Below are 11,452 nucleotides of genomic sequence, written 5' to 3'. Positions count from 1 at the left end.
CGTGCTGCCCGGCGCCGCGGCGGTGCGGCGCGCGCTGCGCGAGGACTTCGCCCTTTCCGTCGAGGACGTGCTCGCGCGCCGCAGCCGCGCGCTTTTCCTCGATGCCGCGGCGGCCGCGGCGGTGGCGCCTGCTGTGGCCGACCTCCTCGCGGCGGAACTCGGCTGGAGCGCGCAGCGGCGCGCGGCCGAGCTCGCGACCTTCCGCGCGCTCGCCGCGCGCTACGGCACGCGCAGCCGCACGACCGCCTCCAGCCCGCCGTCGGGGTGATTGCGCAGCGTGACCTCGCCGCCCTGGGCATGCAGCAGGTTGCGCGTGATCGCCAGCCCGAGCCCGGTCCCACCGGTCTCGCGGTTGCGCGAGGCTTCGGTGCGGTAGAAGGGCTCGAACACCTTCTCGAGCTCGTCCTCCGCGAGGCCGGGGCCGTGGTCGCGGACGCGGATCTCGCAGTGCTCGCCCACGCAGGCCAGCGCCACCTCGACCTTGCCGCCGAACTTCACTGCGTTCTCGATGAGGTTCCACAGCGCGCGGCGCAGCGCCGAGGGGTTGCCGACGATGCGGCCCTGCGCTCCCTCGGGCACGCGCACGGTCCAGCCCATGTCGCGCGCATCCTCGGCGAGGGCCTGCAGCAGGGGGCCGAGCTCGATCGCCTGCGCCGGACTGCGTTCGTCCAGGCTGCGCGCGTAGGCGAGGCCTTCCTTCACCAGGCCCTGCATGGCGTCGAGGTCGGACTGGATGCGCGCGCGCAGGCCCTCGTCGTCGACCATTTCGGCGCGCAGGCGCAGGCGGGTGATCGGCGTCTGCAGGTCGTGGGAGATCGCTGCCAGGATGCGGGTACGCTCGGCGACGTGCTCGGCGACACGCTGCTGCATCTGGTTGAAGGCGGCGGCGGCCTGGGCGACCTCGGTGGGGCCGCGCGTGTCCATGGGTGCGCGCGTCGGGTCCTCGCCGAGCGCGCGCGCCGCCTCCGCCATGCGCGACAGCGGCCGGGTGGCGATGCGCACCGCGATCCAGGTGAGCAAGCCTACCCCCAGCACCAGCGCGGCGAGGGCGGCGAGGAAGGGGCCGCGCTGATGCGGCATGATCGGCGGCAACGGCGGGATGCCCGGCAGGCGGACCTGCAGCGGGGTGCCGTCGGCGAGCGCGAGCACGATCGCCAGGCCGGGGTGGGGGCGGTCGTCGCGCGGATGGGTGTACAGCGTGGCCGGGCGTTGCGGCATGGCCTCGCGCAACGCGGTCTGCAGCGGGTGGTCGTCGGCTAGCGGACGCAGGTGATCGTGCGGTGGGCGCAGCGCGAGGCGCAGGCGGCGGCGGCCGATCTCGTCGATCCAGCGCTCGCGCTCGGGCGGCGACATGCGGTCGAGCAGCTCGGCGACGCTGGCGATCTCCTGCGCCACGCCCTCGAACAGCGCACTGCGCCCGATGCGCTCGCGCTCGCCGAGGAAGAGCGCGAGGCTCACCGCCAGCACGAGTGTCATGCCGACCAGCCAGATCAGCATCAGGCGGGCGAACAGGCTGCGCGGCAGCGGCAGGCTCATCGCGCGCCGCTCCCGTCGGTGTCCGCGGTCTCGGCGACGACCTCGGCGGCGAGCACGTAGCCCTCGTTGCGCACGGTCTTGATGATCGCCGGTTCGCGCGCGTTGTCGCCGAGGCGCTGGCGCAGCCGGCTCACCAGCAGGTCGATCGAGCGATCGAACACGTCGGCCTCGCGTCCCTGGGTGAGTTCCATGAGCTGGTCGCGCGACAGCACCTTCTGCGGGTGCGACAGGAAGACCGCGAGCATGCGGTACTCGGCGCCGGAGAGCGCGACCACCGTGCCCTCGGCGTCGACCAGGTGGCGGTTGATCGTGTCCAGGCGCCAGTGCGCGAAGCGCAGCAGGCGCGCGTTGGCGGGCGGGGCGGCGTCGAGGTTGGGCGGCAACGCGCGGGTGCGGCGCAGCACCGCGCGGATGCGGGCGAAGAGCTCGCGCGGCACGAAGGGCTTGGCGAGGTAGTCGTCGGCACCCATCTCGAGGCCGATGATGCGGTCCATGTCCTCGCCGCGCGCGGTGAGCATCAGGATCGGGGTGTTGGCGTGCGGCCCGCCGCTCGCGCGCAGGTTGCGGCACAGGGTGAGTCCATCCTCGCCGGGCATCATCAGGTCGAGCACGATGAGGTCGATGCGGTGGGTCTCGAGCGCTGCCTTCATCTCGCGCCCGTCGGCCGCGGTGGTGCAGCGCAGTCCCTGCTTCTCGAGGTAGTCGGCAAGCAGCTGGCGGATGTCACGGTCGTCGTCGACGATGAGGATGTGGTCGGACGTATTCATGCGGTGTTCTCCATGGCCTGGATCATAAGGCGGGGTGGGTCCGGCTTTGTATCCCAGCGTATCTGCGGGCGCTGCCGAGACATCAGGCTGCAAACGCGTGCCGCGCGGACAAATCCGGCTTACATCGCGGTGTTCAAATGGCTCCGTCGCCCGAACGGACGGGCAACACGGACAAGCAACCCACAGGAGAGCCATCATGAAAAACTGGATCAAGACCTCGATCGCCGCCGCCATCATCGCCACCGGCGCCATCGGCAGCACCGCAGCGCTGGCCTGGGGCGGCCATTGCGACGGCCCGCGCGGCGGCAAGGCCGGCTGGTCGCAGATGGCGCCCGAGCAGATGAAGGCGAAGATGGCCGCGCGCGCCGAGCTGCACATGGCACGCCTCGAACTGGCGCTGGCCCTGGCGCCCGAGCAGAAGCCCGCCTTCGAGCGCTTCAAGGCCGACATGAAGTCGCGCGCCGAGCGCATGGGCAGCATGATGGCCGAGCGCCGCGCCGCCGAGCCGCCGAAGACGGCGATCGAGCGCATGCAGCGCATGGAGGAGATGAGCAAGCTGCGCCAGGCCGAGATGGGCGAGGCGCGCAAGTCGGTCGAGACCTTCTATGCGACGCTGAGCGATGCGCAGAAGACGGTGTTCGATGCGGAGTTCGAGAAGATGGGCCGCAAGGGCGAGCGCGGCATGAAGGGCGGCGGTCCGCGCGACGGTGGCAGCATGGGGCCGGGCCGCGGCTGACGCCTCGCCGCATCCGCGGCTTGTCTCGAGGTCCGGGGCCGTCCTTCGGGAGGGCCCCGGTGTATTCGGGCAGGCGCGGCGCAAGTCGCGATCGGGCGGTCCCGCACACTGCAGTCCCGCCCGGATCCTGCGTGGCTCTGCGGGAACTGCGGGTGCGATGACGCCAGATCGGTTTGCGGGTCATCGTCGAAAAACGAAAAAGGCCACCCCGCAGGGTGGCCTTCCGTCTCCTCCCCCGTTATGAGGGAAGCAGTCTCTTAGTGGAACTGCTCTTCTTCGGTCGAGCCCGTCAGCGCCTTGACCGAGGACGAGCCACCCTGGATCACGGTGGTGACGTCGTCGAAGTAGCCGGCGCCGACTTCCTGCTGGTGCGACACGAAGGTGTAGCCCTGCTCGCGAGCGGCGAATTCCGGTTCCTGCACCATCTCGGTGTAGTGCTTCATGCCTTCGCCGCGGGCGTAGGCGTGGGCGAACTTGAAGGTGTTGAACCAGTTGATGTGGATGCCGGCCAGGGTGATGAACTGGTACTTGTAGCCCAGCGCCGAGAGTTCGTCCTGGAACTTGGCGATGGTCTTGTCGTCCAGGTTCTTCTTCCAGTTGAAGGACGGCGAGCAGTTGTAGGACAGCAGCTTGCCGGGGTGGGCGGCATGCACGGCCTGGGCGAACTCGCGGGCGAAGCCCAGGTCCGGGGTACCGGTCTCGCACCACACCAGGTCGGCGTAGGGGGCGTAGGCGACGCCGCGGCTGATCGATTGCTCGAGGCCGTTCTTGACACGGTAGAAGCCTTCCTGGGTGCGCTCACCGGTAAGGAAGGGCTTGTCGTTGGCGTCGTGGTCGGAGGTGATGAGGTTGGCGGCTTCGGCGTCGGTGCGGGCCAGGATGATGGTCGGCACACCCATGACGTCGGCGGCGAAGCGGGCGGCGATCAGCTTCTCGCAGGCTTCCTGGGTCGGCACCAGCACCTTGCCGCCCATGTGGCCGCACTTCTTCACGGCAGCGAGCTGGTCTTCGAAATGCACACCGGCGGCGCCGGCGGCGATCATGTTCTTCATCAGCTCGAAGGCGTTCAGCACGCCGCCGAAACCGGCCTCGGCGTCGGCGACGATCGGCAGGAAGTAGTCGACGAATTCCTTGTCGCCCGGGTTGATGCCACGCGACCACTGGATCTCGTCGGCACGCTTGAAGGTGTTGTTGATGCGGCGAACCATGGTCGGGACCGAGTCGTAGGCGTACAGCGACTGGTCGGGATACATGGTCTCGGAGGTGTTGCCGTCGGCGGCGACCTGCCAGCCGGACAGATACACGGCTTCGAGACCGGCCTTGGCCTGCTGCATCGCCTGACCGGCGGTGATCGCGCCGAAGGCGTTCACATAGCCCTTCTTGGCGCCGCCATTGACACGCTCCCACAGCAGCTTGGCACCACGCTGGGCCAGGGTGTACTCGGGCTGCAGGCTGCCACGCAGGCGGACCACGTCGGCCGCGGAGTAGCCGCGCTTGATGCCTTTCCAACGGGGATTCTCGGCCCAGTCTTTTTCGAGGGCGGCGATTTGCTGTTCGCGGGTCAGGGTCATGATGCGTCCTTATGAATGCAGGAGGGGGTCAGGCATCGCGGCGGGTTCAGGCACCGGTCGCGGTGTTCCGGCTGCAGCGGTTTTCGAGGGAGAAAGGACACTGCAGATGGGAAGAGAGTATAGGAGGCATTCCGCGCAGCAGCAATATGTCTTATATAAGACATAAGAAAAAATCTTTTCTATCTAAAACAAAGGCTTGTTAAACGCGTTTTGTATCGTGAAAAGAAATGGAGCGCTGTGAAACGGAAAGGCGGCGTCGCTCTGCTGCATTGCACGCCCGGCGGTTCCGGTAGGCGCGACGCGAGTCGCGATCCCTCCTCCGGGCGCTTGCGGTGCGTCGAGGGCCTCACATGGGCAGCGAAGCAAGCCCGGCGCCGCTCAGAGCAAGGGCTCCGCGCTTACGACCACGCCGTCCTCGTCGGCGTAGACGTGGTGGCCGGGCTGGAAGGTGACGCCGCCGAAGCCCACCGGGATGTCAACCTCGCCGACGTTGCGCTTGACGGTCTTCTTCGGGTGGGTGCCGAGGGCGAAGACGCCGAGGTCCATCTCGCCGATCGCCTTGGAGTCGCGGATGCAGCCGTACACGAGGATGCCGGCCCAGCCATTCTTCACCGCGAGTTCGGCGAGCTGGTCGCCGACCAGGGCGCAGCGCATCGAGGCGCCGCCGTCGATCACCAGCACGCGGCCATTCCCGGGTCCTTCCAGTGCCTTGCGGACGAAGGAGTTGTCCTCGAAGATCTTCAGCGTGGCGATCGGTCCACCGAAGGACGGGCGGCCGCCGTAGCTGGCGAACATGGGGGCGACGACGGCGAGCTTGTCCTCGTGCGCGTCGCAGAGGTCGGCGGTCTGGATGTTCATGCGGGCTCCTCGAGAAAGAAGTGTGGCGATGCGCCGGATGGTCGGCGCGGGAGCAGGCATGATAAACGACGTGGCCAGGGGGGACTCCGCCGGGCGGGTGGGGCGGCCATGAAAAACGGCATGCCGCGTTTCCGCCGGCATGCCGTCTTGCGAGGAAGGGGCGGAATCAGGCCGTGGCCGCTTCCGTCTCCTCGAACACCAGCTTCACCTTGTCGTCCTCGTCGAGGTCGATGGTCACCTTGCCGCCATTGACGAGCCGCCCGAACAGCAACTCGTCGGCCAGTGCCGAGCGGATGGTGTCCTGGATCAGACGGGCCATCGGGCGCGCGCCCATCAGCGGATCGAAGCCCTTCTCGGCCAGCCAGGCCTTGAGCTCGTCGCTGAAGTGGGCCTCGACCTTCTTCTCGTGCAACTGGGCCTCGAGCTGCATCAGGAACTTGTCCACCACGCGCAGGATGACCTCGTTGTCGAGCGCCTTGAACGAGATCATCGCGTCCAGCCGGTTGCGGAACTCCGGCGTGAACAGGCGCTTGATGTCGCCCATCTCGTCGCCCGGCTCGCGCTTGGCCGAGAAGCCGATCACCGACTTCTGCATCGCTTCGGCGCCCGCGTTGGTGGTCATGATGATGATCACGTTGCGGAAGTCCGCCTGGCGACCGTTGTTGTCGGTCAGCGTGCCGTGGTCCATGACCTGCAGCAGGATGTTGTAGATGTCCGGATGTGCCTTCTCGATCTCGTCGAGCAGCAGCACGCTGTGCGGCTTCTTGGTGATCTGCTCGGTGAGCAGGCCGCCCTGGTCGAAGCCGACGTAGCCCGGGGGCGCGCCGATCAGGCGGCTGACTGCGTGCCGTTCCATGTATTCGGACATGTCGAAGCGCACCAGCTCGATGCCCAGCGTGTAGGCAAGCTGGCGGGCGACCTCGGTCTTTCCGACGCCGGTGGGGCCGGAGAACAGGAAGGAGCCGATCGGCTTCTGCGGGTTGCCGAGCCCGGAGCGCGACATCTTGATCGCCTTGGCAAGCGCCTCGATCGCGGCATTCTGGCCGAACACCACGTTCTTGAGATCGCGCTCGAGCGTCTTCAGCGCGGCCTTGTCGTCGTTGGACACGGTGCGCGGCGGGATGCGGGCGATCTTGGCAACGATCTCCTCGATCTCGTTCTTGCCGATGGTCTTCTTCTGTTTGGACTTGGGCAGGATGCGCTGCGCCGCCCCGGCCTCGTCGATGACGTCGATCGCCTTGTCGGGCAGGTGGCGGTCGTTGATGTACTTGGCCGACAGCTCCGCCGCGCTGGAGAGTGCAGAGCTGCTGTACTTGATGCCGTGGTGCTCCTCGAAGCGGCTCTTGAGCCCCTTGAGGATCTCGACGGTCTCGGCCACCGAGGGCTCCACCACGTCGATCTTCTGGAAGCGCCTCGAGAGCGCGTGGTCCTTCTCGAAAATCTGGCGAAACTCGTTGTAGGTGGTCGCGCCGATGCACTTCAACTGGCCCGAGGACAGCGCCGGCTTGAGCAGGTTGGACGCATCCAGCGTGCCGCCCGAGGCCGCACCGGCGCCGATCAGGGTGTGGATCTCGTCGATGAAGAGGATCGCGTTCGGGTTCTCGATGAGCTGCTTGAGCACGGCCTTGAGGCGCTGCTCGAAATCGCCGCGGTACTTGGTGCCGGCGAGCAGCGCACCCATGTCGAGCGCGAACACCTGCGCGTTCTCGAGGATCTCGGGCACGCGGCCCTCGACGATGCGACGCGCAAGGCCTTCGGCAATCGCGGTCTTGCCCACGCCGGCCTCGCCGACCAGCAGCGGGTTGTTCTTGCGCCGGCGGCACAGGGTCTGGATGACACGCTCGACCTCCTTCTCGCGGCCGATCAACGGGTCGATCTTGCCGACCAGCGCCTGCTGGTTGAGGTTCTGCGTGTAGCTCTCCAGCGCACCGCCGGAGGACTTCTCTTCCTGCTCCTGCTCGCCCTGCTCGGGTTCGCTGCGACCCTGCGGCGGGTTGCCCTGGGGCGGCGCCTTGGCGATGCCGTGGGAGATGAAGTTCACCACGTCGAGACGCGAGATGTTCTGCTTCTGCAGGTAATACACCGCGTGCGAGTCCTTCTCGCCGAAGATCGCCACCAGCACGTTTGCGCCGGTGACCTCCTTCTTGCCCGAGGACTGCACATGCAGGATCGCGCGCTGGATCACGCGCTGGAAGCCCAGCGTGGGCTGGGTGTCGATCTCGTCCGTGCCTTCGATGCGCGGGGTGTGTTCTTCGATGAAACCGGTCAGTTCGCGACGCAACTCGTCGATGTTGGCGGCACACGCCTTCAGCACCTGGGCGGCGGAAGGGTTGTCCAGCAGGGCAAGCAGAAGATGCTCCACGGTGATGAACTCGTGGCGCTTCTGCCGTGCCTCGACGAAAGCCATGTGCAGGCTGACTTCAAGCTCTTGCGCGATCATTCAATTTTCCTCCATCACGCATGCCAGCGGATGTTGATGCTGACGAGCAAACGAGGTGACCTGCTCCACCTTGGTCGTGGCGATGTCCCTGGGAAAGACGCCGCATACCCCCATGCCCTCTCTGTGGACTTGGAGCATGACTCGCGTGGCACGTTCGCGATCCATGCCGAAATATTTCTGCAGGACGACGATGACGAAATCCATCGGCGTGTAGTCGTCGTTCAACAGCATGACCTTGAAGAGCGGGGGCGGGCGCGTGCGCGTCCGCTTGGCTTCCAGGACCAGATCGTCTTGTTTTCGGGTGCCCATAAAATCATTCTAATGAAGTCGAAGCAGAGTGCAACACGCGCTTCGTGTGCGCGTCGAGTCCCGGGAAAACCCCATGCAGAGTGTGGTTTGGCGCGCACTGCCCGAAACAGGCTTCTTGCGCTGCGGCATGAACGCATCTCCGCGCCAGGCGCGAAATCGCGCTCGGGATGGGGGTGGGTCCGTGCGCATTCATGTTGCGCTGCGCGATCGAAACCGCGCGAAATCCCGTTGACGCTGCCGTGCCGAATGCGTAAAAAAGAAGGCGAGCGCCGGCTCGAGCCTGATCCCGAGGGGCTTCCGGAGGTGGTTTTGGTCCCTGTCAGCGCCCACACGACCGCGGTTTGCGAAGGCCGCGGTGTAACAAGCAACCTTGAAGGATCCAAGCAATATGGCAACTGGTACCGTGAAGTGGTTCAACGATTCCAAGGGTTTCGGTTTCATCACGCCGGATGATGGAAGTGAAGACCTGTTCGCACATTTCTCCGCCATCACGATGAGCGGTTTCAAGAGCCTGAAGGAAGGCGAGAAGGTCTCCTTCGACGTCACCCAGGGTCCCAAGGGCAAACAGGCCTCGAACATCCAGCGCGCGTGATTCCGCGGCGCATGTGATCGTGCCCGCCACTGCCGGTGGCGGGCGAAAAAACAGAAGGGCCATCGGATCTTCCGATGGCCCTTCCGGTTTTCTGGAGCTGCCGCGTTCTGCCGGGCGGTTGCGTGCAACCGCCGCGCCAAATCACTTCAGCTTCACTTCCTTGTACGGCACGTGCTTGCGCGCGACCGGGTCGTACTTGCTGAACTCGAGCTTCCCGGGTGTGGTGCGCTTGTTCTTCGAGGTGGTGTAGAAGTGACCCGTACCGGCGGTCGACTCCAGTTTGATCTTTTCGCGGATGCCCTTGGCCATGGCCTTCTCCGTTCAGTTCGGTTGCTTACAGCTTCTCGCCACGGGCGCGAAGCTCGGCAACGACGACGTCGATGCCTTTCTTGTCGATCGTGCGCAGACCCGCGTTGGACACGCGCAGGCGGATCCAGCGGTTCTCGCCTTCGCTCCAGAAGCGGCGGCTCTGCAGGTTGGGCAGGAAACGACGCTTGGTCTTGTTGTTGGCGTGGGAAACGTTATTTCCCACCATCGGTGCTTTACCGGTCACTTGGCAGACGCGAGCCATACGATGCTCCAGGGAATTCTGATTGCGGAAAACGTGCGAGGATAATGCAAGAAGCGCGGTCGAGGCAAGCCCCGCGTACCTTCGTCGTGTTCGCAGGGTGGAATGCCAGGCAGGGTCCGGGGCCGGAGCGGAAGGGCGGGCGGAACCTCAAAGCAGGCCGCGTTCGGCGAATGATACCGGATGACCGTGCGCCGGCACCACGAAATGATCGAGCACGCGCACGTCGACCAGGCCGAGAGCGTCCTTCAGCGCACGCGTGAGCAGCTCGTCGGCGGTGCTCGGCTCGGCGGCACCGGAGGGATGGTTGTGGGCGAGGATCACGGCCGCGGCGTTGCGCGCGAGGGCGAGCTTGACCACCTCGCGAGGATACACCGAGGTCTGCGTGAGCGTGCCGCGGAAGAGATCCACCGCCTCGATCAGGCAGTGGCGTGCGTCGAGCAGCAGCACGCAGAAGGTCTCGTGGGGCAGGTGTCCGAGGCGCAGGCGCAGCCAGTCGCGTACGACCTGGGGTGAATCGAACAGCGGGCGTGCAACCAGCGTCTCGGCGAGTGCCCGCCGCGACAGTTCCATGACCGCCTGCAGTTGGGCATACTTCGCCAGCCCCATGCCAGGTACCGCGGCGAACTCGTTCGCGTCGGCGCCGCACATGCGGGTCAGGGTGCCGAAGCGGGACAGCAGCGCGCGGGCGAGGTCGACCGCGCTCTGCCCGCGGATGCCCACGCGCAGGAAGATCGCCAGCAGCTCCGCGTCGGACAGCGCCGCGGCGCCGCGGGCGAGGAGCTTCTCGCGCGGACGTTCGTCCGCAGGCCAGTCGGTGATCGCCATCGCGTGTCCGCCTCCCTCGTCGTGGCCTGTCGGCCTATCCAGAATGCATCGATCCATCGCGGAGTATAGTTCATCGTCATGAGCATGTTGAGCAATCGCAAGATCGTCCTCGGGGTTGGCGGTGGCATCGCCGCGTACAAGTCGGCCGAGCTGGTGCGCCTGCTCGGCAAGGCCGGCGCCGAGGTACACGTGGTGCTGAGCGAGGGCGGGGCGCGCTTCGTGACCCCGGTGACCTACCAGGCGCTGTCGGGCAATCCGGTGTGGTCCGACCTGTGGGATGCGCGCATGCCCAACCACATGGCGCACATCGATCTCGGCCGCGACGCCGATGCCATCCTCGTCGCCCCGGCGACCGCAGATTTCCTTGCCCGCCTCGCTCATGGCCACGCCGACGACCTGCTCAGCACGCTTTGCCTGGCGCGCGCCGTGCCGCTGATCGTCGCCCCGGCGATGAACCGCCAGATGTGGGAATCGCCGCCGACGCAGCGCAACGTCGCGCAGATCCGCGCCGACGGCGTCGCCGTGTTCGGTCCCGCGGCGGGCGACCAGGCCTGCGGCGAGGTCGGCATGGGGCGCATGCTCGAGGCGGAGGAGCTGCTCGAACGCCTCGAGGGCTTCTTCGTGCCCAAGCTGCTCGCCGGACGCAAGGTCGTGCTCACCGCCGGGCCGACCTTCGAGGCGCTCGATCCGGTGCGCGGCATCACCAACATCAGCTCGGGCAAGATGGGCTACGCGCTCGCGCGCGCCTGCGCCCAGGCGGGCGCGGAGGTGGTGCTGGTGAGCGGACCGGTGAGCCTGCCGGTGCCGGCCGAGGTGAGGCGCGTGAGCGTGACCAGCGCGCTGGAGATGCGTGACGCGGTGCTCCACGCGCTGCCGGGTGCGGACGTCTTCATCGGCGTGGCCGCGGTGGCCGATTACCGGCCGCTGGCGAGTGCCGAACACAAGCTGAAAAAGTCCGCCGATACCATGAACATCGCGCTGACCCCCAACCCGGACATCCTTGCCGAGGTGGCCGCACATGCCGACGCGCCTTTCTGCGTCGGTTTCGCCGCCGAGAGCCGCGACCTCGACGCCTACGCCGAGGGCAAGCGACGCAACAAGCGGCTGCCGATGCTGGTCGGCAACCTGGTCAGCGACGGCATGGGCGGCGACGACAACACCGTGATCCTCTACGACGACGCCGGCCGCCACCCGCTGCCGCGTGCGGCCAAGGCCGAGGTGGCGCGCGGCATCGTCGCCCACCTCGC

General features: G+C 66.9%; 13 protein-coding genes. 4 read left to right on the top strand and 9 right to left on the bottom strand.

Annotation, left to right across the window (positions count from 1 at the left end; genetic code table 11):
• The coding region (locus tag C665_RS15270) for a glycerol-3-phosphate dehydrogenase C-terminal domain-containing protein (RefSeq protein WP_281054729.1) at positions 1 to 268 on the top strand (268 nt) is incomplete at its 5' end.
• Here the strand turns inward: C665_RS15270 and C665_RS15265 are convergent.
• Positions 220 to 1,536, bottom strand: a complete 1,317-nt coding sequence (locus C665_RS15265; protein WP_004321262.1) for an ATP-binding protein — start codon at positions 1,534 to 1,536, stop codon at positions 220 to 222. The two genes, C665_RS15270 and C665_RS15265, sit on opposite strands and share 49 nt — an antisense overlap.
• The gene (locus C665_RS15260; protein ID WP_004321260.1) at positions 1,533 to 2,303 is read right to left on the bottom strand and encodes a response regulator; all 771 of its coding nucleotides are present in this window, start codon (positions 2,301 to 2,303) and stop codon (positions 1,533 to 1,535) included. The genes C665_RS15265 and C665_RS15260 overlap by 4 nt, the downstream gene beginning before the upstream one ends.
• A 196-nt stretch (positions 2,304 to 2,499) precedes the next feature.
• Here C665_RS15260 and C665_RS15255 point away from each other — a divergent pair, with 196 nt between their 5' ends.
• Positions 2,500 to 3,039: a Spy/CpxP family protein refolding chaperone gene (locus C665_RS15255; protein WP_004321258.1), complete on the top strand. Its 540-nt coding sequence runs from the start codon at positions 2,500 to 2,502 to the stop codon at positions 3,037 to 3,039.
• 257 nt (positions 3,040 to 3,296) lie between these two features.
• Here C665_RS15255 and aceA read toward each other — a convergent pair whose 3' ends face one another.
• From aceA to clpS, 4 genes are all read right to left on the bottom strand, one after another.
• Complete coding sequence (gene aceA / locus C665_RS15250; protein ID WP_004321256.1) at positions 3,297 to 4,610, bottom strand: isocitrate lyase; 1,314 nt, start codon at positions 4,608 to 4,610, stop codon at positions 3,297 to 3,299.
• A gap of 378 nt (positions 4,611 to 4,988) precedes the next feature.
• Complete coding sequence (rraA, locus tag C665_RS15245) at positions 4,989 to 5,468, bottom strand: ribonuclease E activity regulator RraA (protein ID WP_004321254.1); 480 nt, start codon at positions 5,466 to 5,468, stop codon at positions 4,989 to 4,991.
• Between the two features lie 166 nt (positions 5,469 to 5,634).
• Entirely contained in the window at positions 5,635 to 7,908 is a 2,274-nt protein-coding gene (gene clpA / locus C665_RS15240; protein WP_004321251.1) for an ATP-dependent Clp protease ATP-binding subunit ClpA, read from the bottom strand.
• Positions 7,909 to 8,217 (bottom strand): ATP-dependent Clp protease adapter ClpS, encoded by a 309-nt coding sequence (gene clpS, locus C665_RS15235; protein ID WP_004321249.1) that lies wholly within the window; start codon positions 8,215 to 8,217, stop codon positions 7,909 to 7,911. It lies immediately after the preceding gene.
• 388 nt (positions 8,218 to 8,605) lie between these two features.
• Here clpS and C665_RS15230 point away from each other — a divergent pair, with 388 nt between their 5' ends.
• Positions 8,606 to 8,809 carry a cold-shock protein gene (locus tag C665_RS15230; RefSeq protein WP_004321247.1) on the top strand — a complete coding sequence of 68 codons (204 nt, stop codon included), beginning with the start codon at positions 8,606 to 8,608 and terminating at the stop codon, positions 8,807 to 8,809.
• A gap of 141 nt (positions 8,810 to 8,950) precedes the next feature.
• On the opposite strand, the gene rpmG is transcribed toward C665_RS15230, so the two are convergent.
• The 3 genes from rpmG to radC form a co-directional block, all read right to left on the bottom strand.
• Positions 8,951 to 9,118, bottom strand: a complete 168-nt coding sequence (gene rpmG / locus C665_RS15225; protein ID WP_004321245.1) for a 50S ribosomal protein L33 — start codon at positions 9,116 to 9,118, stop codon at positions 8,951 to 8,953.
• A gap of 25 nt (positions 9,119 to 9,143) precedes the next feature.
• The gene (gene rpmB, locus C665_RS15220) at positions 9,144 to 9,380 is read right to left on the bottom strand and encodes a 50S ribosomal protein L28 (protein ID WP_002924478.1); all 237 of its coding nucleotides are present in this window, start codon (positions 9,378 to 9,380) and stop codon (positions 9,144 to 9,146) included.
• A 147-nt stretch (positions 9,381 to 9,527) separates the two neighbouring features.
• Entirely contained in the window at positions 9,528 to 10,205 is a 678-nt protein-coding gene (radC, locus tag C665_RS15215; protein WP_004321243.1) for a RadC family protein, read from the bottom strand.
• Between the two features lie 78 nt (positions 10,206 to 10,283).
• Between radC and coaBC the strand changes: the two genes are divergently transcribed.
• Positions 10,284 to 11,452 (top strand): bifunctional phosphopantothenoylcysteine decarboxylase/phosphopantothenate--cysteine ligase CoaBC (gene coaBC / locus C665_RS15210; RefSeq protein ID WP_004321242.1); only part of this gene is annotated, 1,169 nt, incomplete at its 3' end.

The organism is Thauera aminoaromatica S2 (assembly GCF_000310185.1).
GTDB classification, from domain to species: Bacteria; Pseudomonadota; Gammaproteobacteria; order Burkholderiales; family Rhodocyclaceae; genus Thauera; species Thauera aminoaromatica.
The sequence above is the reverse complement of the archived record's forward strand: the minus strand, read 5'-3'. Positions and strand labels throughout refer to the sequence as shown.

Excerpts from the sequence above, each read along its gene's own strand:
- C665_RS15265 (WP_004321262.1), bottom strand. The coding sequence starts at position 1,536 with ATGAGCCTGCCGCTGCCGCGCAGCCTGTTCGCCCGCCTGATGCTGATC.
- C665_RS15260 (WP_004321260.1), bottom strand. The coding sequence starts at position 2,303 with ATGAATACGTCCGACCACATCCTCATCGTCGACGACGACCGTGACATC.
- C665_RS15255 (WP_004321258.1), top strand. The coding sequence starts at position 2,500 with ATGAAAAACTGGATCAAGACCTCGATCGCCGCCGCCATCATCGCCACC.
- aceA (WP_004321256.1), bottom strand. The coding sequence starts at position 4,610 with ATGACCCTGACCCGCGAACAGCAAATCGCCGCCCTCGAAAAAGACTGG.
- rraA (WP_004321254.1), bottom strand. The coding sequence starts at position 5,468 with ATGAACATCCAGACCGCCGACCTCTGCGACGCGCACGAGGACAAGCTC.
- clpA (WP_004321251.1), bottom strand. The coding sequence starts at position 7,908 with ATGATCGCGCAAGAGCTTGAAGTCAGCCTGCACATGGCTTTCGTCGAG.
- clpS (WP_004321249.1), bottom strand. The coding sequence starts at position 8,217 with ATGGGCACCCGAAAACAAGACGATCTGGTCCTGGAAGCCAAGCGGACG.
- C665_RS15230 (WP_004321247.1), top strand. The coding sequence starts at position 8,606 with ATGGCAACTGGTACCGTGAAGTGGTTCAACGATTCCAAGGGTTTCGGT.
- rpmG (WP_004321245.1), bottom strand. The coding sequence starts at position 9,118 with ATGGCCAAGGGCATCCGCGAAAAGATCAAACTGGAGTCGACCGCCGGT.
- rpmB (WP_002924478.1), bottom strand. The coding sequence starts at position 9,380 with ATGGCTCGCGTCTGCCAAGTGACCGGTAAAGCACCGATGGTGGGAAAT.
- radC (WP_004321243.1), bottom strand. The coding sequence starts at position 10,205 with ATGGCGATCACCGACTGGCCTGCGGACGAACGTCCGCGCGAGAAGCTC.